The organism is Tumebacillus algifaecis (assembly GCF_002243515.1).
GTDB lineage: Bacteria > Bacillota > Bacilli > Tumebacillales > Tumebacillaceae > Tumebacillus_A > Tumebacillus_A algifaecis.
On the sequence record NZ_CP022657.1, the window covers coordinates 2,817,683 to 2,840,455 of the forward strand.

General features: G+C 52.9%; 24 protein-coding genes. 2 read left to right on the plus strand and 22 right to left on the minus strand.

The window, feature by feature from the left end; translation table 11 throughout:
* Nucleotides 1-62: 62 nt before the first annotated feature.
* Nucleotides 63-407, plus strand: coding sequence for a hypothetical protein (locus tag CIG75_RS11640; RefSeq protein ID WP_094236819.1), 345 nt, complete (start codon nt 63-65; stop codon nt 405-407).
* A 52-nt stretch (nt 408-459) separates the two neighbouring features.
* Here CIG75_RS11640 and CIG75_RS11645 read toward each other — a convergent pair whose 3' ends face one another.
* Nucleotides 460-642 (minus strand): hypothetical protein, encoded by a 183-nt coding sequence (locus CIG75_RS11645; RefSeq protein ID WP_094236820.1) that lies wholly within the window; start codon nt 640-642, stop codon nt 460-462.
* 119 nt (nt 643-761) lie between these two features.
* On the opposite strand from CIG75_RS11645, the gene CIG75_RS11650 reads away from it, so the two are divergent.
* Nucleotides 762-983, plus strand: a complete 222-nt coding sequence (locus tag CIG75_RS11650) for an alpha/beta-type small acid-soluble spore protein (RefSeq protein ID WP_094236821.1) — start codon at nt 762-764, stop codon at nt 981-983.
* Between the two features lie 71 nt (nt 984-1,054).
* Here CIG75_RS11650 and CIG75_RS11655 read toward each other — a convergent pair whose 3' ends face one another.
* The 21 genes from CIG75_RS11655 to CIG75_RS11755 all read right to left on the minus strand — a co-directional run bounded on the left by CIG75_RS11655 (nt 1,055) and on the right by CIG75_RS11755 (nt 22,658).
* Nucleotides 1,055-1,438 (minus strand): gamma-glutamylcyclotransferase family protein, encoded by a 384-nt coding sequence (locus CIG75_RS11655; RefSeq protein ID WP_094236822.1) that lies wholly within the window; start codon nt 1,436-1,438, stop codon nt 1,055-1,057.
* A gap of 29 nt (nt 1,439-1,467) precedes the next feature.
* Entirely contained in the window at nt 1,468-1,671 is a 204-nt protein-coding gene (locus tag CIG75_RS11660) for a helix-turn-helix domain-containing protein (protein ID WP_094236823.1), read from the minus strand.
* Nucleotides 1,672-1,713: 42 nt separating this feature from the next.
* Entirely contained in the window at nt 1,714-2,757 is a 1,044-nt protein-coding gene (locus CIG75_RS11665) for an HD-GYP domain-containing protein (RefSeq protein WP_094236824.1), read from the minus strand.
* A gap of 136 nt (nt 2,758-2,893) precedes the next feature.
* Complete coding sequence (locus CIG75_RS11670) at nt 2,894-3,862, minus strand: ABC transporter permease (RefSeq protein WP_094236825.1); 969 nt, start codon at nt 3,860-3,862, stop codon at nt 2,894-2,896.
* Nucleotides 3,862-4,926, minus strand: a complete 1,065-nt coding sequence (locus tag CIG75_RS11675) for an ABC transporter permease (protein WP_094236826.1) — start codon at nt 4,924-4,926, stop codon at nt 3,862-3,864. The genes CIG75_RS11670 and CIG75_RS11675 overlap by 1 nt, the downstream gene beginning before the upstream one ends.
* Nucleotides 4,923-6,452, minus strand: a complete 1,530-nt coding sequence (locus CIG75_RS11680; protein ID WP_157729527.1) for an ABC transporter ATP-binding protein — start codon at nt 6,450-6,452, stop codon at nt 4,923-4,925. Before CIG75_RS11680 ends, CIG75_RS11675 begins: the two co-directional genes overlap by 4 nt.
* Before the next feature lie 89 nt (nt 6,453-6,541).
* Entirely contained in the window at nt 6,542-7,591 is a 1,050-nt protein-coding gene (locus CIG75_RS11685) for a BMP family lipoprotein (RefSeq protein ID WP_094238419.1), read from the minus strand.
* A 98-nt stretch (nt 7,592-7,689) separates the two neighbouring features.
* Nucleotides 7,690-8,385: a GntR family transcriptional regulator gene (locus tag CIG75_RS11690; protein WP_094238420.1), complete on the minus strand. Its 696-nt coding sequence runs from the start codon at nt 8,383-8,385 to the stop codon at nt 7,690-7,692.
* Between the two features lie 204 nt (nt 8,386-8,589).
* Nucleotides 8,590-11,133: a DNA translocase FtsK gene (locus tag CIG75_RS11695; RefSeq protein ID WP_094238421.1), complete on the minus strand. Its 2,544-nt coding sequence runs from the start codon at nt 11,131-11,133 to the stop codon at nt 8,590-8,592.
* Between the two features lie 123 nt (nt 11,134-11,256).
* Nucleotides 11,257-11,481, minus strand: a complete 225-nt coding sequence (locus CIG75_RS11700) for a YlzJ-like family protein (RefSeq protein WP_094236828.1) — start codon at nt 11,479-11,481, stop codon at nt 11,257-11,259.
* Entirely contained in the window at nt 11,481-12,272 is a 792-nt protein-coding gene (locus tag CIG75_RS11705; protein ID WP_094236829.1) for a ClpP family protease, read from the minus strand. The genes CIG75_RS11700 and CIG75_RS11705 overlap by 1 nt, the downstream gene beginning before the upstream one ends.
* A 121-nt stretch (nt 12,273-12,393) precedes the next feature.
* Entirely contained in the window at nt 12,394-14,061 is a 1,668-nt protein-coding gene (locus CIG75_RS11710) for a ribonuclease J (RefSeq protein WP_094236830.1), read from the minus strand.
* Between the two features lie 291 nt (nt 14,062-14,352).
* A complete protein-coding gene (gene dapA, locus CIG75_RS11715) occupies nt 14,353-15,234 on the minus strand; it encodes a 4-hydroxy-tetrahydrodipicolinate synthase (RefSeq protein WP_322348587.1) in 882 nt (293 codons plus the stop codon).
* A 43-nt stretch (nt 15,235-15,277) separates the two neighbouring features.
* Complete coding sequence (gene dapG, locus CIG75_RS11720; RefSeq protein ID WP_094236831.1) at nt 15,278-16,495, minus strand: aspartate kinase; 1,218 nt, start codon at nt 16,493-16,495, stop codon at nt 15,278-15,280.
* A gap of 15 nt (nt 16,496-16,510) precedes the next feature.
* The gene (locus CIG75_RS11725) at nt 16,511-17,548 is read right to left on the minus strand and encodes an aspartate-semialdehyde dehydrogenase (protein WP_094238423.1); all 1,038 of its coding nucleotides are present in this window, start codon (nt 17,546-17,548) and stop codon (nt 16,511-16,513) included.
* A 38-nt stretch (nt 17,549-17,586) separates the two neighbouring features.
* Nucleotides 17,587-18,189, minus strand: coding sequence for a dipicolinate synthase subunit B (locus CIG75_RS11730; protein ID WP_094236832.1), 603 nt, complete (start codon nt 18,187-18,189; stop codon nt 17,587-17,589).
* Between the two features lie 16 nt (nt 18,190-18,205).
* Nucleotides 18,206-19,084, minus strand: a complete 879-nt coding sequence (dpsA, locus tag CIG75_RS11735; protein ID WP_094236833.1) for a dipicolinate synthase subunit DpsA — start codon at nt 19,082-19,084, stop codon at nt 18,206-18,208.
* A gap of 149 nt (nt 19,085-19,233) precedes the next feature.
* Nucleotides 19,234-19,506 carry a YlmC/YmxH family sporulation protein gene (locus tag CIG75_RS11740; protein WP_094236834.1) on the minus strand — a complete coding sequence of 91 codons (273 nt, stop codon included), beginning with the start codon at nt 19,504-19,506 and terminating at the stop codon, nt 19,234-19,236.
* 90 nt (nt 19,507-19,596) lie between these two features.
* On the minus strand, nt 19,597-20,838 hold the full coding sequence (locus tag CIG75_RS11745; protein WP_094238424.1) for a M16 family metallopeptidase: 1,242 nt from the start codon (nt 20,836-20,838) through the stop codon (nt 19,597-19,599).
* 114 nt (nt 20,839-20,952) lie between these two features.
* Nucleotides 20,953-21,927 (minus strand): polysaccharide deacetylase family protein, encoded by a 975-nt coding sequence (locus CIG75_RS11750; RefSeq protein ID WP_094236835.1) that lies wholly within the window; start codon nt 21,925-21,927, stop codon nt 20,953-20,955.
* Nucleotides 21,927-22,658 (minus strand): polysaccharide deacetylase family protein, encoded by a 732-nt coding sequence (locus CIG75_RS11755; RefSeq protein ID WP_094236836.1) that lies wholly within the window; start codon nt 22,656-22,658, stop codon nt 21,927-21,929. Before CIG75_RS11755 ends, CIG75_RS11750 begins: the two co-directional genes overlap by 1 nt.
* Between the last annotated feature and the right edge of the window lie 115 nt (nt 22,659-22,773).

The window sequence follows — 22,773 nt, forward strand, 5'->3', positions numbered from 1 at the left end:
CCTGAATTTGTAATATATATAGAGTAACGATATCAAGGTCAACGGAAAAGGGGAGAGGCAGAGTGACACAAGAATTTCATCATACGGAATACACACCAGACCAAGCCTTCTATCAACTGGACTTCTATTTAAAGGCACTCAACCTGCCCTTTTCGCTCAAAGACCTGTACAAAAAGGCGTATGCAGAACGCCTCGGTCCCCACTACAGCGACGACTGGCTCGACGATCTTGAACACGATCCGGACGTGCAGGAATCGATGAGCACGCCGTTTACGGCGAAGACGATCGTCGAAACACTGATGAAAAACGGACATGAATCGATCATTCGAGCACTGCTGCGGCACTCGCGAAAACTCGGGATCGGTTATTCGCAAGCCTATATCGTCGGCATCGAAAAATGGAAATAGCCGTGCGAAAAGCCGCCTTCGTCACAGAATCGAATGGCGGCTTTTCACTATATTATTCCAAGTGTCTGGACAACTCCTCAACAAATTTCTTCAATGCCTCTTCCGTTCCTGAGCCGAAATCTGCATCGAGTTGCTCATATTCTTTGAGGTCATTCTGCAACACATCCACAATGCATTTGACTTCAGGGAGCGGGATTTCGTAGAGATTGATCACTTTACTGCTATCGGAACGCACGACCACACCTCCACCTTATTGTTCCTTTAGCGCTTAGGGTGACCGAAAAAAAGGATGCTATCCCATGTATAAGATACGAGAGGCCAAGGAAACGTATTCAATACAAGGAGGTGATTGAAATGGCCCGCAATTCCAATCGTAATCGTGTGTTGGTAAACGGCGCTGAACACGCTCTCGATCATATGAAGTACGAAATTGCGAATGAATTTGGTGTAGACCTCAGTGGTGACACCCCCTCCCGCCTGAATGGATCGGTAGGTGGGGAGATGACCAAGCGTCTGGTCGCCTTCGCGGAACAGTCGTTGTCAGGAAGCAACATGGGAATGGGCATGCACCGCTAGTTTCCACGCCTCTGATACATAGGGACCCTACCAATCGAAAAGCGACCCCTGTTCAGCAGAGGTCGCTTTGCTTATCTTTTCCGCTTGTATTTCCGCCACGATCCACAAGGGATCATCGGGCACCCCTGATGATGTTGCCACACGTACGCCTGCCCTTGCTGTCCCGTGCTCGCATCGCAGACACGGATACGCTCATACAGGTTGTCCGGATGGTCTGGGCCGAGATAACCTTCTAACTCATCCAGTTTGGAGAGGCCCTCTGCTGTCACTCGCATCCATTCGCCTTCGATCAATTCGGCGTTGGGATCAAGAATCAGCGCTGGATAACGGCCTGCGGCCGCATCGTAGAGCCTCCCGTACACCGTGCCTGGCTCGACCTGCAACAGATAGGGAGCCACGATGTGATGATTGCGCTCGCCTGTGAGCAATGTGCCGTAGACAAATATATTGATCATCGCTTTGTCTCCGTTCGCTCGATCACCCGCTATGGTTTCAGTTCCGGCCAGATCTCGCCAACTTTCATCTCCAGAACCTTCGCGATCTTTTGCGCGATGTGCGGTTTGGGCTGATGTTGTTTGTAGACGAGAAACTCCAGTGCGAGCATCGATACGCCCGTATCTTCCGAAATTTTTTGCAAGCTCAGCTTTTTATCCTTCAACAGTTGCTCCAACCCATGTTTTCCGCTCATCACTCGAAATCTCCTTCGAACATAAAAACTGCGTCCATTGTATCATACTGCCAGCACTTTTTCGATGAACAAATCGGGGTGCTTTTGTAGGTCGATATACTCATCCTCGATCTGAAGCAACGGTCGGGTCGGACGATCCGGTGGGATCAACACCACCTTGGCTGAACGACCGTCGGAGAGCTGCACGATGTTGCCGACAAATAAGCCGATCATCTTCTGGACGAACACGGACACAACCGTTGGATCGAGTGCACCAAACGAGTTGCTCTGCAACTCATCGAGCACCCGGTAATACGAAGCCGCATCTCGATAAACGCGACGAGAAGTCATCGCGTTGAATACATCTGAGACGGCGACGATGCGCGAGAATAAATCGATCTCCCCTCGCTGTAACCCTCGCGGATAACCGCTGCCATCGAGACGCTCATGATGGTTGAGCGCTACCAACGCCACCGCTTCCTTCACCTCTGAGTTTCGCAGCACCATGTACCCCAAATGCGTGTGCGTTTTGATATGCTCATATTCGACCGGAGTCAACCGACCCGGTTTTAACAATACATCCTGATCGACCAAGCTCTTCCCGATGTCGTGCAACGTGCCAGCTAACAGCAGATCGTCACATTCCTCTGCCGATAAGCCAAGCCATTCCCCGATCTGCGCGCAAAGCAATCCGACACCGAGCGAATGTTGAAACGTATAGTCATCAAGCGTTCGCAGGTTCAATATCAAATCGAGAAAATTAGACTCCTGCTGGCAAGCGCTCCAGAACTCGCGTAGCACCGTTGGCGTCGCGCCAAGGTCGAGCTGTCTGGCAGCAGATGCCTGAGCAAACAGATCTTCGATACAGATCGCAGCCTCTTGATACACTTGAACGATGACTTCGCTAAACAGCGGTGCGACCACGGGGTCTTTTTCCCGCACCCATACTTCGAGGATTCCGAGCTGTTTGAGGCGATTCAACTGTGCCAGTGTCAGCACCGTCTGACGCGGCAGCACCAGCTGTCCTTGTTGATTGACGATATCACGGGCCAGGACGAGTTCGCTCTGCCACTCAGAAGTTTGAAATTTACGCTCGTTGGTCGGCATTCCCGATTCACCCCGTACATTGACAGAATCATATAAGTAATCTTAATTATTCAAATTATATCATTTCCCCCCTCAATTGACCAGCAATAGAAAAAGAGAGACAAGGATTCCCCCTGTCTCTCCCGCAACATTGCGATTAACGACTTCCCGTTTCGTAAGGCTTACCATTTGCGGCTGGCGCTTCCGATCGTCCAACCACTCCGGCCAGCGCCAGAATGGTCAGCAGGTACGGCAACGCATTCAGAAACTCACTCGGCACATACTCGGTAAGTCCCAGCACCTGTCCGGACACGGACAGTGCGGTAGCAAGGCCGAAGAAAAGCGCCGCGCCCATCGCGCCAGCCGGATGCCATTTGCCGAAAATCATCGCCGCCAGCGCCATAAAGCCATGACCGGATACGGTCGCGTGCTGGAAGTTCGACGAGATTGCGATCGACAAAGCGCTACCGCCCAGACCTGCGAGTGCGCCGGAGATCATCACCGCCATATAGCGCATGCGACGAACGTTGACGCCGAGCGTGTCCGCAGCTCGCGGATGCTCACCGACAGCACGCAGGCGCAGGCCGAACGGCGTTTTGTACAGCACATAGTACGAGACACCTACCAGAATCATGGCGAGGTAAGAGATCCCGTACACATTAAAAATCCCTGGGCCGATCACCGGAATTTCATACAGGCCCGGAATGGCGATCTTAGTGAACACGTTTTGCACGGTCGTGGTTTGACCTGCCCCTTCGAACAGCTTTTTTACCAAAAACAGGGCAAAACCTGCTGCCAAGAAGTTGAGTGCCACGCCGCTCACCACTTGATCGGCTTTGAAGTCGATCGAAGCGACCGCGTGCGGCAGTGAGAAGATAATACCTGCGACCATCGCCGCCAACATGCCGATCCAAGGAGCCAGCCAGCCTGGCACCCCCAGCGATTCACCGACGAAAATCGTCACGACAGCAGCTGCGAACGCCCCGATGACCATCAAACCTTCGAGTGCAATGTTAACGACACCTGAACGCTCCGAAAACACCCCGCCCAATGCGGCAAGAATCAACGGTGTCGCAAAGATGATCGAACCATTTAATATTGTAACGAGTACATCTGAAAAGTTCATCAGCTCTGCACCTCCTCACGACGACGGCGGAACACACCAAGCAGGCGGTAGATGATCGCGGAAGCCGCAACGAAGTAAATGACCATCGAAATGACAATTTGAATCGACTCGGTCGGAATTCCTTCGGCGCGCTGCATGTTGTCTGCACCAAACGAGAAACCGCCAAACAGCAAAGCACCTAGCACGACACCAAACGGGTTGTTCGCCCCGATCAGCGCGACCGCGATACCGTCAAAGCCGATTCCCGTGAACCCTGCCGAGATGACCATGTACCCATACACGCCAAGCGTCTCGACTGCCCCGCCCGCACCTGCGAGCATGCCGGAGATCACCATCGAGAGCACGATATTTTTCGATACGTTCATCCCTGCGTATTCGGACGCATGCGGGTTGAAGCCGACTGCGCGCAATTCATACCCAGTGGTCGTCTTCCACAGCAACCAGTACATGAGCAGTGTCAGACCTAAAGCGATAAAGAGTCCCCAGTTGATACGCGCCCCTTCAAAAAGGTTGGACAGAAACGGAGAGGCAATGGATGCGGACGGCAGAATATCTTTGGTGCCTTCCGATGCCCCTTTCAGGAAGTTGCGGATGATGTAGTTGGCACTGAACAGCGCAATATAGTTGAGCATGATCGTCGTGATAACTTCGTGCACACCCAAGCGAGCTTTCAGCCAACCGGCAAATCCCGCATACAGACCTGCTGCAATCATCGCGACGAGCACCGCTGTGATCGCATGCAGTACGGGCGGCAAGTCCCACGAAATCCCGACCCATGCTGCCGCGAGCTGGCCGACGATAAATTGCCCTTCGACCCCGATGTTGAACAGGCCCGTCCGAAATGCGAACGCCACGGCCAGACCTGCAAAGATCAGCGGCGTGACGGCGCGCAACGTCTCCCCCATGTAGTACGGGTTTGCGAAGATCCCTTGGAACATCAATGAATAGGCTTGAATCGGATTGTACCCCATCGCAAGCATAATCAGAGCGCCGACGATCATCCCAAGGATGACAGCCAGCACAGGAACGAGAAACGCATTTAATTTCGAGTTGCCTTTGTTCATGACTGCGCTCCTCCCCTCTCATTTGCTCCTCCGGCCATCATGAGGCCCAATTCATCGTGGTTGGTCTGTTGCGGATCGACAACACCAACGATCTGCCCTTCATAGATGACCGCGATGCGGTCGCTTACGTTTAAGATTTCATCGAGTTCGAGCGACAGTAGGAGGACAGCTTTCCCTGCATCTCGTTGCTCGATCAACTTCTGATGGATAAATTCGATCGCGCCAACATCAAGTCCCCGAGTTGGCTGAGCGGCGATCAACAGGTCAGGATTGCGGTCTACTTCACGCGCGATGATCCCTTTTTGTTGGTTACCGCCTGACAAAGCACGCGCTTCGGTGTATTCGTTTGGCGTGCGCACGTCAAATTGCTGGATCAGTTTGCGTGCGTACTCGTAGATCGCGTTGTAACGCAACACCTTGTTTTTCGCAAATGGCGACTTGTAATACGTTTGCAATACCATGTTCTCACCGATCGAATAGTCGAGCACCAGACCGCGCTTGTGACGGTCCTCGGGGATGTGGCCGACGCCCGATTCGACAATTTCACGCGGACGGCGATTTTGCATCTCTTTCCCATTTAGCTTGACCGTACCGGACTTGACCTTGCGCAACCCTGTGATCGCTTCGATCAACTCAGACTGCCCGTTGCCTTCGATCCCCGCCACGCCCAAAATTTCACCGGCACGCACCTCAAGGTTGAGACCGCGCAGCGCATCCACGCCGCGATTGCCCGCCACGATCAGGTCCTGCACTTCCAGGACTGGCTGTTTTGGAACGGCTGGCTGTTTGTGCACTTCAAACGTGACATGGCGCCCAACCATCTTCGCAGCGAGATCATCGACGCTGGTGTCTTTGATCGCAACACTGTCGATCTGCTTCCCGCGGCGAATGATCGTACATCGATTGGCCGCCGCCATGATCTCTTTTAACTTGTGCGTGATGAAGATGATCGATTTACCTTCGGCGACAAGACTTTGCATGATTTCCATCAGTTCTTTGATCTCCTGCGGGGTTAATACCGCAGTCGGTTCGTCGAAAATGATGATCTCAGCGCCTCGGTAAAGCGTTTTCAAAATTTCTACACGCTGCTGCATCCCGACCGAAATATCGGAGATTTTCGCGCTCGGATCGACTTTCAAACCGTAGCGGTCAGATAATTCCTGAACATCCCGCTCCGCTTTTTTTATGTCGATTTTCGCACCTTTTTTCGGCTCGGCACCCAAGATAATATTCTCGGTGACTGTAAACTTATCAACGAGCATAAAATGTTGATGCACCATGCCGATGCCAAGTTCATTCGCCATGTTCGGGTCGGTAATTTTCACCGCTTGCTCACGGATGCGAATCTCACCTGCGTCCGGCTGGTACAGACCGAACAGAATGTTCATCAAAGTCGATTTCCCCGCACCATTCTCCCCAAGCAGTGCGTGAATTTCTCCTTTTTGCACAACAAGATTGATATTGTCGTTCGCGGTAAATCCAGCAAACCGCTTTGTGATACCTAGCATTTCAACAACTGCCGGCACGGCATTCCCTCCCCTGTTAGAGGTTAAATCCAAAAACAAGGCCAGTGGGTCAGCACTAGCCTTGTTTGTCGGAGCTTTCATGGTGCTACTTACTTGAAGTTTTTGAACTCATCTGCAGTTGCTGGAGCAACGATTTTACCATCGATGATCTGTTTCTTATAGTCGTCCATCAGTTTAATAACATCTTCCGGAGTGTTGTTCTTGGTGGTCGGAGCGTAGCCTACACCATCGTCTTTCAGACCGTACACGATATGTCCGCTATCGAATTTGCCTTCGTTCAGGTCTTTGGTGATGGTGAAGATTGCATTGTCAACACGTTTTACCATCGAAGACAAGGTGTTAGCCGGAGCCAGGTCGTTTTGGTCGCGGTCAACACCGATGACCCAGAATCCTTTACCGCGCTCTTTTGCTTCTGCAAATACACCGTCGCCGGTCAGACCGGAAGCGTGGAAAATAATGTCGTTGCCGCTTTGGTACAACTGAGCAGCCAGCAATTTCCCTTTGTCCGGCTTGTCAAATGCGTCCGCATAAACAGCGGTTACAACAGCATTCGGGTTAACAGATTTGACACCCGCTTTGAAACCGTATTCGAACCTTTCGATCAGCGCAAATTTGACGCCGCCGACGAAACCAACTTTATTCGATTTGGTCATCTTGCCTGCGAGCACGCCCATCAGGAAGGAGCCTTCTTCTTCTTTAAACGTAACTGCTGTTACGTTTTTCGGGACGTCACCGCCAAGGTCGGAGTCGATGATCCCGATTTTTGCATCCGGGTTAGCCAGTGCGACCGACTTGATGTCTTTTTCCATCAGGAAGCCGATGCCCCAGGTCATGCCGACGTTCGCGTCTTTGACGAAGCCGTTCAAGTTCGGGGTGTAGTCTTCCGCGCGCTTGGACTCGGTCACTTTCGGAGTGACGCCGAGTTCATTTTTCGCACGGGTCAGACCTTCCCATGCCGATTGGTTAAACGAGTTGTCGTGCACGCCGCCAACGTCAGTAACCATGCCGATCGTCAGTTTTTTCTCGCCGCCTTGGTTGCTTTCGCCACCTTCTTTGGCCTTATCGGTACCACAGCCTGCAAGCAGGGATGCTGCGAGCACGCCGGTGAGCGCTAGGCTCATAAACTTTTTCGCTTTCATCATCTGTTCCCTCACTCTCTTAGATTCACATGGTGTAGTCAGATCATCTGGTATGTACTGATACTAGCGTTTCCCATTCCCCCCATGAACTTTCATCGCTATTCTTTCGGCCTGCGTCTTAAGACGTGAAAATGAAATGTATCGGTCCGAAAATAGTTAGCCGACAACAGCACGGGGATGTCGCTTGCATCAAAGTGCATCTGCTCTAGCAGTAACAGGGCCTGACCTTCTTTCACATCGAGCGCCGGAAACACTTCCGGATGCTCAGCGATCGGCTTGATCACAGTCCGCGCATACGCGATCGCATGTCCCGCCGCTTCCAAGTGGTTAAAAATCGAACCATCAAAACCGTCGAGCCCCTCCGGCAAAACCGACTTGGGCACGCGGTCTTCACAGTACACCACGGGATCGTCGTCGGCGGTGCGGATGCGATGAATGAGGTATAAACTCTCCGGCCCGTTCAGGCCGAACTGTTCCTGATCCTCTTTGCACGCTTCCTCCTCCCCGATCGAAAAACCGATCGTGCCGGGTCTACGACCCGCCCGCTCGATCCATTCGGTGACGGAAAACAACTGCTCAATGCCAGCCTGCACAAGCGAACGCTCGGCGATGAACGTTCCGATGCCGTGTCTGCGAACGACCGCGCCCTCTTCCTCCAGCACACGAAGCGCTTCCCGAAGCGTAGCTCGGCTTACTCCAAACATTTTGGCGAGCTCAAACTCGGAGGGAAGCCGCGTACCGGGCGGCCATTCGCCGCTTGCCGACATCTCCTTGATGCGATCGATGACCAGCATGTACAAAGGACGTGTGTCCGGTCGTAATTGGTTCACATTTACCTCCCTGGTTAGTCAGTCAGATGTCTGACACCATTACCTATTCTACATACTTCGACTGACGAGTGCTAGCGGTATTTTTCCACATTTACAAAAAAGATAAACATATCGTGTAACAATTATCATATTCTAGACATTCTGAGCATAATGAAAGCTGCCTCGAACTTACTCCGAGGCAGCTTGTTGCATCATCGCCCACTGATCGCGGGTGATTTTAACTTCGCGCGGTTTGCTACCTTCAAAAGGTCCGACAAAGCCGCGGTCTTCCATCTGATCGACCAGACGGGCCGCCCGCGCGTAGCCTACTTTCAGTTTGCGCTGTAATAGCGAAACGGACGCTTGCTGACTATCGACGATCAGCGTGACCGCATCGTAAAACAGATCGTCAAGATCGTCATCGCCGGCCCCTTTGCCATCCTCCCCCTGCGGGGAGGTGAGATCGACCGTATAGTTAGCCTCACCTTGTGTTTTTGCATAGGTGACGACCCGTTCTACTTCCGCGTCGGACAGAAACGCCCCTTGCACACGCACCGGCTTAGAAGCGCCAACAGGCAGATAGAGCATGTCCCCGCGCCCAAGCAACTTTTCGGCGCCACCAGAGTCGAGGATCGTCCGCGAGTCAACTTGTGAGGACACCGCAAAGGCGATGCGCGACGGTATATTCGCTTTGATGACCCCGGTGATCACATCGACGGATGGACGCTGGGTAGCGATGATCATATGGATGCCTGCCGCCCGCGCCATCTGCGCCAGACGGCAGATCGCGTCTTCAACATCGCCCGGTGCGACCATCATCAAATCGGCCAACTCATCGACGATGACCACGATGTACGGAAGGGGCTGTGCTCCTTTCTCGTTCATCAGCGCGTTGTAGCCATCGATGTTGCGACAACCAGTCTTGGAGAACAGCTCATAGCGATGTTCCATCTCCGCAACCACTTTTTTCAAAGCGTAGGCGGCGCGGCGCGGATCGGTGACAACAGGTGCCATCAGATGCGGTATGCCGTTATAGACGTTGAGTTCGACCATCTTCGGATCGACCATGATGAACTTGACTTCGGACGGCTTCGCTCGGTACAAAATGGAAGTGATGATCCCGTTTACGCAGACCGATTTCCCGGAGCCTGTCGCGCCTGCGACCAGCAGATGCGGCATTTTGGAGAGAGTGCCCACGATCGGCAGACCGGATATGTCGCGGCCCAATGCGATCGTCATTTTCGACTCGTTGCCGGAAAACTCCTGCGCTTCCAGCACTTCTCGCAGTGTGACGACTGCCACTTCCGTATTCGGAACTTCGATCCCGATTGCCGACTTGCCCGGAATCGGAGCTTCGATGCGAATGTCTTTCGCAGCCAACGCGAGCGCGATGTCATCAGACAGATTGACGATTTTGGAAACTTTGACCCCGACGGCCGGTTGCACTTCGTACTGCGTGACGGTCGGCCCGATCTGGGCGTTGATCACTTTGACCGTGACGCCAAAGCTCTCAAACGTCTGCTCCAGTTTGCGTGCGTTCGCTTTCACTCCAGCGATCCCCATTCCCTTTTGCCCACCTTTTGGCGCATCGAGCAGACTGAGCGGGGGAACTTCATAAAAATCTTCCTGCACCGGCTGAAAGTCGAGTTGCAGATCGACTGGCTCATCCAGTTTGGAAACTCCTTTGATTGGCGGGTCGAGCGGCACCTGCCCCTGCTTGACAGGAAACTGAATCTTGATCTGCGGCGAGTCGGTCTGTTGAACAAATCGCGGGACGTCCACCGCTTCGTCCGCTCCCTTTTCTTGCCCTTCTGTCTGTTGTTCAGCGATTAGTTGATCGGCAAACGAGCGCACGGTAAAGGAAAGATCCCCCGAATTTTGCTCCGGCGCCGCCTGCTGTCGCTCCGAATGTTGCTCCACCTTCTTTTGCACGGGCTCAAGCTCTGTGACGGCTGCGAACTCATCATCGTCGAGCTCCCACAGCGGAGAGACTTCTTCACCTGCTTCTTTGGGCTTAGCGTTTTGCTTGTTCTGTTTCGATTTCTCACGCTTCTCCTTGAGTAGGCTCGGCCACTCGCGCAAGGAGTCATAGATCCCAGCCATGCGCATCGCCATTTTGTCACGCCCGTTGCCAAGCGTCGCAACCAGCGATTTTTTGGTGATCAAGATCACAGCCATGATCCCCGCCATCACCAACACGAACAATGTGCCAGCCGTGTCGAACAAATAGTGGGTGATCGAGAAGATCAAAAAGCCTGTCAAACCGCCGCCTGCAGACGGTTTCTCGATCGCCACTCCGTTTTTCGTGGGGATCTCAGTGTTGTAATCAGACTGTGCATTGATGCGATCCATCGTGGCATCAAACAGATCGGGTGCAACGTTCGGATGTCCACGGGTGATCGTGTCATACAGGTTCATATGCGACCATGTGAGCAGCACCAAAAAGAAAACGATTAGACCCCACTGACGTGCGGTCATCTTCAGGCGCTGTCGCTTGATCATCAGATAGACCGCCAGATAAATCAGGTACGATTCGAGCAACCAATCCCAGTTGCCACCGAGCAGAATAAACAAATAATCGACCGTCTTGCCCACCCAGCCTTGTGCAGCAAGGCCGAGCATCGCCAGCGCGATCAGAGACAAGCCGATCAGTTCAAACTTGAGAAATTGCTTGGTCTGTTCAATCTTGCCAGCGCTTTTCGCGCCTTTTCCTTTCCCTTTTGCTCTCGCCATGCTTTCGCTCCGTTCTTGCCAAATCTTGCTCTCTGAAAGTTTCTCCTTTTTTGAGTCATTTCCTTCAGCTGCTTGGAAAAAAGCCACTTCCAGCTTTGGAAGTGGCTTTTTCGCCTCCGTACGTTATGGTCCTTTGGTTAAACAAACGTTCTGGCCGGGCTGATGTTTCGGGTTTAAGAACTGTGCAGGATCAGGGCAGAGCAAACGGATGATTCTTCCATACCCCGGTTGACCTTCCGTCGGTTCCACCAGCATCTTTACACCATTTACTTCCGCTTCGATCCAGTTATAGTTTTGCTTATCATAATTTTCGAGAATAAACTCTTCCGGCACAACCGACCAGAGCATTATTGCAACACCTCACTCGAACCTTTCTCTCGGCGGTCCGCAATCATCAGGTTCAATTTGCGAATCGCCTGGGCCAAGCCGCCGATCTCATCGATCAAGCCGTATTTGACCGCATCACGCCCGATTACGGTGGTGCCAATATCGCGTGCCAGTTCGCCCGTTTTCAGCATCAGTTCACGGAATTTATCTTCGGTGACATTCGAATGTGACGTTACAAAGCCGATCACCCGCTCCTGCATCTTTTCCAGATACTCAAATGACTGTGGCACGCCGATGACAAGCCCCGTCAATCGAATCGGGTGTATCGTCATCGTCGCAGTGTCGGCAATAAAGCTGAAATCGGAAGCCACCGCGATCGGGACGCCGATCGAGTGACCGCCACCGAGCACCAAGGTGACCGTTGGCTTCGACAAGGAAGAGATCATCTCGGCCAGTGCTAAGCCCGCTTCTACATCACCGCCTACGGTGTTCAAGATGATCAGCACGCCTTCTACCGTTTGGTTTTGTTCGACTGCGACCAATTGCGGAATGATGTGCTCATATTTGGTGGTTTTGTTCTGCGGGGGCAGTACGACATGCCCTTCCACCTGCCCGATCACGCTGATGCAATAGATGTTCGATTGGTCGGTGGACGGCACGTTGGTCGTACCGAGCGCCTGAATCGTATCCACAGGTCCGCGGCTTGGCATGTCCAGCGGCAGTCCAGGCGGTGTCGATGGTTGAACGCCCGGCGGTGCGGGAGGATTTATCGTTGGCGGCATGTCCATCCGCCCATTTCTCCATTCTTGCATCGTACCACTCTCCTCAATGTTCTCGGATGTAGTATGAAGCAAATTTCGCCCAATCATACAGATCATGAGCATGCAAAAAAAGCCTTGGCTTCCGAAGAAACCAAGGCTTGTAATCGTTTACCTATACTTCCATGATGATCGGCAGGATCATCGGGCGGCGACGTGTCTGTTCGTAGAGGAAGCGAGACAGCGCATCACGGATGCCAGTCTTGAGCGAGGACCACTCGTTGACATTTTCGGCAACCATGCGTTGCAAGGTGGCTGTGACGATGCGATTTGCCTCGTCCAGCAGTTGTTCCGACTCACGCACATAGACGAAACCACGGGAAATAATGTCTGGCCCAGACAGGATGGTACCTTCTGCTTTCGAAAGGGTGACCACCACGACAAGGATTCCGTCTTGCGAGAGCAGTTTGCGGTCGCGCAGGACGATATTGCCGACATCACCAACACCAAGCCCGTCGATGAGGACCGTGCCGGACGGAACTTTTGAGCCCATACGTGCGCGGCCGTTTTGGAATTCCACCTGATCGCCAATATCGACGATGAAGCAGTTCTCCTGTTCCACACCGGTCGCAACTGCCAGTTCGGCATGTTTTTTCAGCATCCGGTATTCACCGTGAACAGGGATAAAGTATTTCGGCTGAACGAGATTCAGCATCAACTTCAGCTCTTCCTGCGAACCGTGACCGGAAACGTGTACACCAGACACCGCTTGGTAAATTACGTTCGCACCGATACGGAACAGTTGGTCGATCGTGCGGGAGATGAACTTCTCATTGCCCGGAATCGGGGACGAAGCGATGATGACCGTATCGCCAGGCAGAATCTCCACTTTGCGGTGTGTCGCACGCGCCATACGGGTCAAGGCGGACATCGCCTCCCCTTGTGAACCGGTGGAGAGCACGACGATCTGCTCAGGTGGTAGCTTGTTCACTTCATCAGGATCGATCAGAGTCCCTTTCGCTACTTGCAGGTAGCCCAACTCCATCGCGATGTTGATGTTGTTGACCATACTGCGGCCGACGACTGCAACCTTGCGCCCAAAGCGCTCCGCTGCGGTAAATACCTGCTGAATCCGATGCAGGTTGGATGCGAACGTCGCCAAGATGATGCGGCGCTCCGCTTGGCGGAACGTATCGTCAATCGTGATGCCGACGACGCGCTCCGACATGGTGTAGCCCGGACGCTCCGAATTGGTGGAGTCGGAAAGTAACGCAAGTACGCCCTTCGCGCCCCACTCGGCCAGCATATGAAAATCTGCTTTGCGGTTATCGACCGGGGTGAAGTCAAACTTGAAGTCGCCAGTATGAATCACGATGCCTTCAGGAGTATCGATGGAAAATCCGACCGTATCAGGAATGGAGTGATTGTTATAAAACGGAGTGACGGTGAAGACACCCGCTTTGATATGATCCTGATTGGTAACGGTGATGAGCTTGGTGACATCAAGAAGATTGTGTTCACGCAGCTTGCCTTCAATCAGCCCAAGGGTCAAACGTGTCCCATAGACAGGCACGTTGATATGCTTCAAGAAGTATGGAAGACCGCCGATGTGGTCTTCATGGCCGTGCGTAATAAACATACCGCGGATCTTGTTCTTGTTCTCGATCAGGTACGTGATATCCGGGATGACGATGTCAATCCCGAGCATCTCCTCCTCCGGGAACTTCAGGCCGGCATCGACTACGATGATGTCGTTGCCGTACACATACGCCGTCATATTCTTGCCGATTTCCCCTACGCCGCCCAACGGGATGATCGACAATTTGTTGTTGTTCTTGCTCAATACTACACCTCCAAAAAGATTCCGATTCATTCGCGTTTCGCTTGTCCTAGTTCGTGTCACCAAAAACCCGTACCAGTCACTTGGTAAATATTATACATGAACTATATCCTCGTTACAAGAGAGCCATTGTGCGTAGTATCCCCGATGAAAAGTGTACTTACACCAAAAAGATTCCTTGATGGACGACTGCTCATCCCACTAAAGGGCTGGCAGTTCTCCCCATACAATGAAAAAAGAGGGGTAGCTTCACTCAGGAGCTACCCCTCTTTGTTGAAAATCACGGACCTTACATTAGCCTTTGATCTTGTTCAGACGCTTGCCTACCTCTTCGATCAGTTCCGGTGCCGCTTCCACCAACGGCAGGCGAACGCCGCCTACCTCTACACCGTTCTGATTCAGCATCGCTTTCACAAGGGTCGGGTTGGTAGCGAGGAACAGCCCTTGGAAGACTGGCAACAGTTTGGCGTGCAACACTGCCGCCTCTTCCACACGGCCTTCAACGAACGCACCGATCATCTGGGACATTTCATCCCCGACCACGTGCGAAGCGACCGAGACGATTCCATAAGCCCCGACCGCCAGCATCGGCAAGGTGAGGTAATCGTCACCACTATATACTTTAAACCCTGCCGGTGAAGCGGCGACGATTTCAGATATCTGGTTGAAATCACCACTCGATTCTTTGGTCGCCACAATGTTATCGATCTCGGCCAGACGCAAGGTGGTCTCTGACGTCATATTTACGCCGGTGCGCCCTGGGATGTTGTACAGAATGCACGGAATCTTCACTCCGTCTGCGATCGCTTTGAAGTGCTGATACATGCCTTCTTGTGATGGCTTGTTGTAGTACGGCACGACGAGCAACAGACCATCCACACCTGCCGCTTCCGCTTCTTGTGAAAGCTCGACAGAAGCGCGCGTGTCGTTGCTCGAAGTTCCCGCGACCACCTTGACGCGGCCCGCTGCTTTCTCGACTACATGTTTAAATAAAGCAATCTTCTCGTCATGGGTCAGAGTCGGCGATTCGCCTGTCGTGCCCGAAACGACGAGCGTCGTAGTACCCGATCCGATCAAATGCTCGATCAAAGCGTCCAAACGGCCGTAATCAACGTCCAAGTTATCATCAAACGGGGTGACCATCGCGGTCAAAAGTCTCCCAAAATCCACTGCCACAGTTATCACACCATCCTTGTTGTCCATCATTTGCTGCTTGGGGTTACAGTGCATGCAGTTCAAACTTGTTGTGTAGGGCCCGCACAGCCTGTGCCATATCATCGCCGCGGACGAGACACCAGATCGTCGTATGTGAATCGGCCGATTGCAGGATTTCGATGCCTTCTGCATGGATCGCGCCGAGGATCAATGCCATCACGCCCGGCACACCCGCAATTCCGGCTCCGACAACCGATACTTTGGCACATCCGCGCGTGGCTTCCGGATGAAAATCCATGTTTTGTAGCACCTGTAGCGCCTTGTCCGTGTCGCTGTCCGATACGGTGAAAGCAACACCGCGCGGGTTGACGTTGATAAAGTCCACCGAGATATTGTGCTCGGCCATCGCTTGAAACACATTCAATTGCATGCCGCTATTGTTCGGCTCAGCAAACACTTTGATCTGGGTGACATTAGCCGTCTGTGTGATACCGGTGACCAGTTGGTCACGCAGTTCGCCTTCAATGCGATCCGTCTCGGTCTGTGAGGTGACAAGCGTCCCTTCATCTTTCGAAGACGTTGCGCGCACGCGGATCGGAATGTTTTTTTGCATCGCGATTTCGACAGCGCGCGGGTGAATCACCTTCGCCCCTTGGTAGGCCAGGTTGCAGATTTCGCTGTACGTCACAGCACGTAGGCGTCGAGCGTCATCGACGATGCGCGGGTCGGCCGTCATGATGCCTTCGACATCGGTGAAAATGTCCACCACTTCCGCATCGAGGGCAACGGCAAGCGCTGTAGCGGTCGTGTCGCTACCGCCTCGGCCAAGAGTCGTCGTTTCATAGTCTTTCGTCCAGCCCTGAAAACCAGTCACAATCACCACGCGGTCCTGTTCCAATTCCTGCAAAATCCTCTTTGGGTTGATCGTGAGAATCTGAGCGTTGGAAAAATCATCATTGGTCGTGATCCCAGCCTGCCCGCCATTCAATGCGCAAGCCTCCACGCCGTGCGCGCGCAAATGTCCGGCAAAGACGACGCTCGAGATCACTTCGCCGCAAGACATCAGCAAGTCAGCTTCGCGGCGGGAGATTCTGTCTTGCTCGTCAATCAGGGAGATCAGCGAATCGGTCGCGTACGGGTCACCCTTGCGTCCCATCGCGGATACGACAACCACCACGCTGTAACCGAGCGATCTCGCATCTAAAATATGTTCGATCGCCTGTTCCCTGATCGCTCGCGTGGCTACTGAGGTGCCACCGAATTTTTGAACGAGAATTCGCATACAGTCCCCTTCTTACTACTTGGATTTCACCATATATTCGGCAATCTGCACAGCGTTCCAGGCCGCGCCTTTGAGCACGTTGTCAGATACTACCCACAAGTTCAAGCCGCGCGGATGAAACAGGTCGCGGCGAATACGCCCCACATAAACATCATGTGTGCCTTCTGCCATCGCAGGCATCGGGTACTCCTGCTCTTTTAAGTTGTCGAGCACCGTAATGCCCGGCGCCTGCTCCAGCAGTTGACGCACTTCTTCCAGATCGAACGACTTTTCCGTTTCGATGTATACCGCTTCCGCATGGCCAAACAGCACCGGAATCCGCACGGCGGTCGGTGTGACTTGAATCTCCTGGTCCCCGAAAATTTTGCGCGTTTCGTTGACCATCTTCATCTCTTCTTTGGAGAATCCGTTCTCTTCAAACACGTCGATCTGAGGAATTGCATTGAACGCCATCTGATGTTTTTTCGGCTGTGAGCCGACCGGCAGATGTGTGCCGACCACTTCTTCCCCGTTCAACACAGCACGAGTCTGATCGAGCAGGTCATCAACGCCTTTTTGCCCAGCTCCCGATACCGCCTGATAGGTCGAGACGATGATGCGCTCAATGCCGTATGCGTCATACAGCGGTTTGAGGGCAACGACCATCTGAATCGTCGAACAGTTCGGATTGGCGATGATGCCTTGGTGCTGCGAGATCGCGTGCGGGTTTACTTCGGGCACGACGAGCGGCACTTCTGGCACCATGCGAAACACGCTGGTGTTGTCGATGACGACCGCCCCGCGTTCTACCGCTTCCGGAGCGAGTTTTTCGGAGATGGAACCGCCCGCCGCGAACAGCGCGAAGTCAATACCTTCGAACGCTTCCGGACGGGCTTCTTCCACCTTATACGTCTGTCCTTTAAACATCACTTGCTGCCCAACAGAACGAGGAGAGGCGAGCAAGCGAAGTTCGCCCACGGGAAAATCCCGTTTCTCCAGAGTTTCAATCATTTTCTGACCGACTGCGCCTGTGGCTCCAACCACTGCAACATTGTAGCGTTCTTTTATTACCATTTCGATCATCCAACTCCTCGTCAAGTAAGCTTATCCGTTTATTTTTGCAAATCTCGCCACTTTTCTACGATCATTGGCTGAATTTGTTTTTTCTCAAGCGCGTGCTCGATCGTCGGGATGATCAGCTCATTGCGCGCGACGAGCGAATTGATCTTCTTCCAAGGGTCATCTTGCCCAAACGGAACAAAGAAGATGTTTTTCGTCACGAGCAGTTTCCCGATGTTCATCGCATTGAGACCCAATCCGTCGTTGGTCGAGATCGACACGACGACAGGACGGTCATTGCGCAATGTTGATTTGGCTGCCATCAGCACCGGCGATTCATTCATCGCATTGGCCAATTTCGCCAGCGAGTTTCCGGTACAGGGGGCGATCAACATGCAGTCGAGCAATTTGGAAGGACCCAGCGGCTCTGCCTCCGGGATCGACTTGATCGCCGTCTCGCCTGTGATCTTCTCAATTGTTGACACCCATTCATCCGCTTCGGCGAAGCGGGTGCTGGTCGATTGGACCGTGTAAGAAAGGATCGGAACCACGCGGGCTCCCGCTTGCATCAGCGCTTCCATCTGCGGCTGAACTTCGGCGTACGTACAGTGTGAACCCGTGAGGCCAAACCCGATCGTTTTCCCTGTCAACTCCATATCAGATACCTCCAGGTTACGCATGTTCCCAAAGGATCCGACAGAGCGTGCGTGCTAAAATCTGCCCTGCGGTCTTTGGGGCAACGATCCCCGGCAGACCTGGTGCAAGAATTGCTTTGATTCCCCGTTTTTCTGCGTAGCGAAAATCGGTGCCGCCCGGTTTCGAGGCGATGTCGATGATCACACAGGTTTTGGGCACCCGTGTCAGCACCTCTGCGGTCAACACCTGATGCGGGATCGTATTAAAGATCAATTCCGCATCTTTTACCGCCTTCACCATCTCGTGCAGCGGAAATGCTTTCAAGCCCATCTCTTGAATGCGGGCGAGATCCGCTTCTTTTCTGGCGCAAACTGAAACATTTGCTCCGATGCCTTCCAGCATGCGGGCTAGGGTGATACCGCAGCGCCCATATCCGAGCACTACGGAGCGCGAACCGTGGATGGTGATGTCGGTGTTCTCCATCGCCATCTGTATCGCCCCTTCGGCAGAAGGCACGGAGTTGCGGATTGCGATTTCGTCAAGCTCCATCAATTGAATCAGGCGCAGACCTTTTTTCTGACACACCTCCGTCAGTCTCTTCCGTGCGATGCCAGTAAAGATGAGCACATGCTTTTGCAACGCTGCAAAATGCTCCTCAGCAAGCATAAGTTCTTGTGAAGAAAAACGAGACTCCACTTTGCCTGTGTCATCCATTCCGGTCACGGGAAGCACGATTGCGTCTACGTCGCTGAACACGTCAGGGGCGAGTTCCGCCTTGACCGTATCTGCGAGGGGGGTCTCAAGTTGATCGAAGCCGATCAAAACGATGCTCGCATCGAGTTCGATCGCATACTTGATCACTTCAATCATGCGAGCGTCGCCGCCGACGAACGCCATTTTGATCCCTGTCAGCATGCTCCGGTTACCCCTTTCACAACATTTTACGCGAAACAGAAGAAAATTCAAGGCACACAGATAATTCTTCCTGAGACTGCGCTGCACAAAAAACGGGGAATCTCCAGTGCCGCGCGGGTCGTTGCAGGTGAGATATCCTATGCGCTGGGCTAGTCTCTAGTTCCAAACGCCACACTTCCGTAGCGCGCTTCTTGTGAGGAATCGAGCAAAATCATGTCAGGACCGATTTTATGAATCGCCGCCCACGGAATGACGGTATGCTCTTTTTTCTTACCAAATGAAAATCCACCTTGGGTGATCACGATCGAATCGATCGATCCGCTCTCCTCATCGATATACAGGTCAGCGCTCCCTAACAAGCCGATCCGAGTACCGGACCGAACATCGATCAACTCTTTCCCAGCCAAATCACTCAGTCGCATCGCATAGATCCCTCCTGTCTTGTTGTTACCTCATATGCTTAGAAGAATAGAAAAAGCACCTGATGCGATCAGGTGCCTGTTTCACAACGCCTATTTTGTTTCGCCGGGCATACGCAAATCGTCGAGCGGACCTACGGCAGTCATGGCGAATTTGCCACCAAGGATCGCACCTGCCGCCGTTTTGATCTCATCGAGCGACACGTTTTTGATCTTGTCTACCAAATCGTCAAGCGAGTCGTGGCGTCCCAGCAGTTCGTTTTTGCCAAGTCTCGACATGCGCGAGGAGGTGCTTTCCAAAGACAGCATCAGCGAGCCTTTGACCTGCTCCTTCGCTTTGGTCAACTCCTCAGCGGTGATCCCTTTTTGTGCGATGTCAGACATCACCTCTTCACACAGGTCGAGCACGTGCTGAGCCCGCTCCGGCGCTGTGCCGACATAAAGGCCGAACATGCCGCTGTCCTTGTAAGCGGTGTGGTAGCTGTAGATCGAGTAGGCCAGACCGCGCTCTTCGCGGATCTCTTGAAAAAGTCGCGAAGAAGACGAGCCGCCCAGCACATTGTTGAACAAGATGACCGGGTAGATCATCGGATCGTCATATGCGATACCCGGTGCCCCGAGCACAATATGCGCCTGCTCCGTCTTTTTATTCCGTATCGCCTTACCAGAGTGGAACACAGCCTGTTCGTCCTGACGGGAGATGCGAGACGGCTGCATATGACCAAACAGCTCGTTCGCCAAGGCGACCGCATGATCGCGTTGTACATTGCCAGCGATCGCAATGACGATGTTGTCGGTCGTGTATTTCTCTTTCATGTAGTCGAAGAGATCCTGTGGTTTAAACGCATGCAGGTTCGCTTCTGTGCCAAGGATGTTATAGCCGAGCGGATGCTTTTGAAACACTACTTCGGCGATCATATCATGCACCAAATCATCTGGGGCATCCTCATACATCTTGATCTCTTCCAACACGACGCGGCGTTCTTTTGCCAGCTCCTCTTCCGCAAATTTGGAGTTGAGCAGCATATCACCAAGCGTTGCCAGCGCCAGTCCAAAGTGTTCGTCCAACACTTTCGCGTAGTAGCATGTGTATTCCTTCGACGTAAACGCATTCACCTGACCGCCGATGCCGTCAAACAGCTCTGCGATCTGGCGCGCGTTGATGTTGTCCGTTCCTTTAAACATCATGTGTTCAATAAAATGGGTAACGCCGTTATTCTGCGGATTTTCGTCGCGGGAACCTGCCCCCACCCAAATCCCCAGCGATACGGAGCGCACCGATGGAATTTCTTCGATGACCACTCGTATCCCGTTTTGGAGTACTTCACGATAAATCAAGAACATCCTCCTCTTGTCAACGAGAGACTCTTTCATACCTCAATCAATCGCTATGGCTTAATCTGGTTTAACTATAGCAAAAAATCAGGTTCTGTGCCACAATCAACACTTTTACAGGTTTGGCACGGGACGCTTCTCGTCGAGCAGTTCTGAAACGGTGACAAGTTCATAGCCTTTTTTGGTGAGAGTTGCTACTATCGTACGCAACGCCTCGCGAGTTGGTTCGGTCGGATGCATCAGAACCAAAGCTCCGTTTTCCGCGCGCGAGGTGACCCGATCGACGATCGTGGCAGCCGGTGGCTTTTTCCAGTCCACCGTGTCCAGCGTCCAAAGAATCGTTTGCATGCCTTGGCTGTGTGCGGTCTCCACCGTGGAGTCTGCATAGGCGCCGGACGGCGGTGCGAACAACTTGGGACTGATCCCAGTCGCCTCTTGAATCACCGCGTTCGTACGGGTGATCTGGCGTACTTGATCGGACACGCCCATTCGCGACATATCTGGATGCGAATAGGCATGATTGCCCAATTCATGGCCGGCCATCGCGATTTGCTTGGCCATCTCCGGGTTCTTTTTGGTCCAACTGCCATCGAGGAAGAAAGTGGCTTTTACCTGATGTTTCGCTAAAGTGGCTAGCATGTCTGGTAAATATTCTGTCCCCCAAGCGACATTGATCATCAGGGCCATCTGTTTTTTTTGAGCATTGCCCTTGTAGATGGGAACAGGACCTAGGTCTTTGAGATGTACCTTGGGCGGTAGCTGTTCCGCGACGATCGCAATACGCTCTCCGCCTTCCGCTTTGGTCTTTCGATAGGTCGCTTCCACATCGACCTTTAAGCCGTTTAGCCCCGGTATGCCGCGCCAAACCCGGTCGTTCACAGCGTCGATCGGCTGTTTGTCATACTCTTTGGCGAGCAGTTCAATTCGTTTTTTCAAGGCGTCATCGTTCATGCCAGACATCGCGGCAACCACAGGCAACTGCTTTTGCTGACCGCCGATGACAAGTCCGGCCACCAAAAACAAAAACGCCGCCATTCCGAGCAGAAGATGGCGTTTGGTTAGTGTCAAAAAGTAAATCGGCCGTTTCATCACTGCACCTCCGCTTGCAATGCGGAGATCGATTTTGCATCGAACCCAGCCCCGCGAATCTGCTTCAGCACTTCAGGTATTCCGTCTGCCGTCACCTGATCAGCTCGCAGTCTTACGATGTCTCCGGCAGACAGACCGACTGAGAGTCCACTCCAGACTGCGGATGCCTCTTGCTGTGAAAGCGGCACCGCGCTGATCGACCACGCGATCAGGTTCTCATGGCGGGCGCGAATCTCTTTGGCAACTTGTCCTTTCGTTTCGCCAAAAGGCACACGAAACAGATCAACGTTGGGCAATTTCGCCGCGCTCCATGCCTGATCGGTCTTTTGCAGTTCAATGCGGAGTTCGTCTTGTGTCAGCTCGGAAGCTTTGCGATACGAATACAAACTGCGTCCGACCTCATGTCCTTCACGGACGATCGCACGGGCAAGATGTTGATGTCGCTCGACCCATTCTCCGGTCAAGAAAAACGTTGCTTTTGCTTTTTCAGCTCGCAGTTTGACCAATATTTGCGCCACTTGGTCGCTGTCTTCTGATACATCGAAGGTCAGTGCTACGACCGGCTGTTCGACACGGTAGGTCTGAACCGGAATTGCCAGTCCTTTCAGGTCGCGCACATAGGTGTTGATCGCTAACGTATCGGTAATTCCGGAAAACATCAACAAGCAAACGGCACAGGCAGTCAACAGTTTTCCTGCATGAAATTTGCGTGCATGTGTCATTTTTTTCATCTGGTTGTCCTCCTAACCTCATTGGCAGTGTATGCAAAATCGGAAAAGGCTAGACCCGCCGTGAAAAAAAAGAACAGAGCATCAGCTCTGTTCTTTTTGACTTACACGATATTCA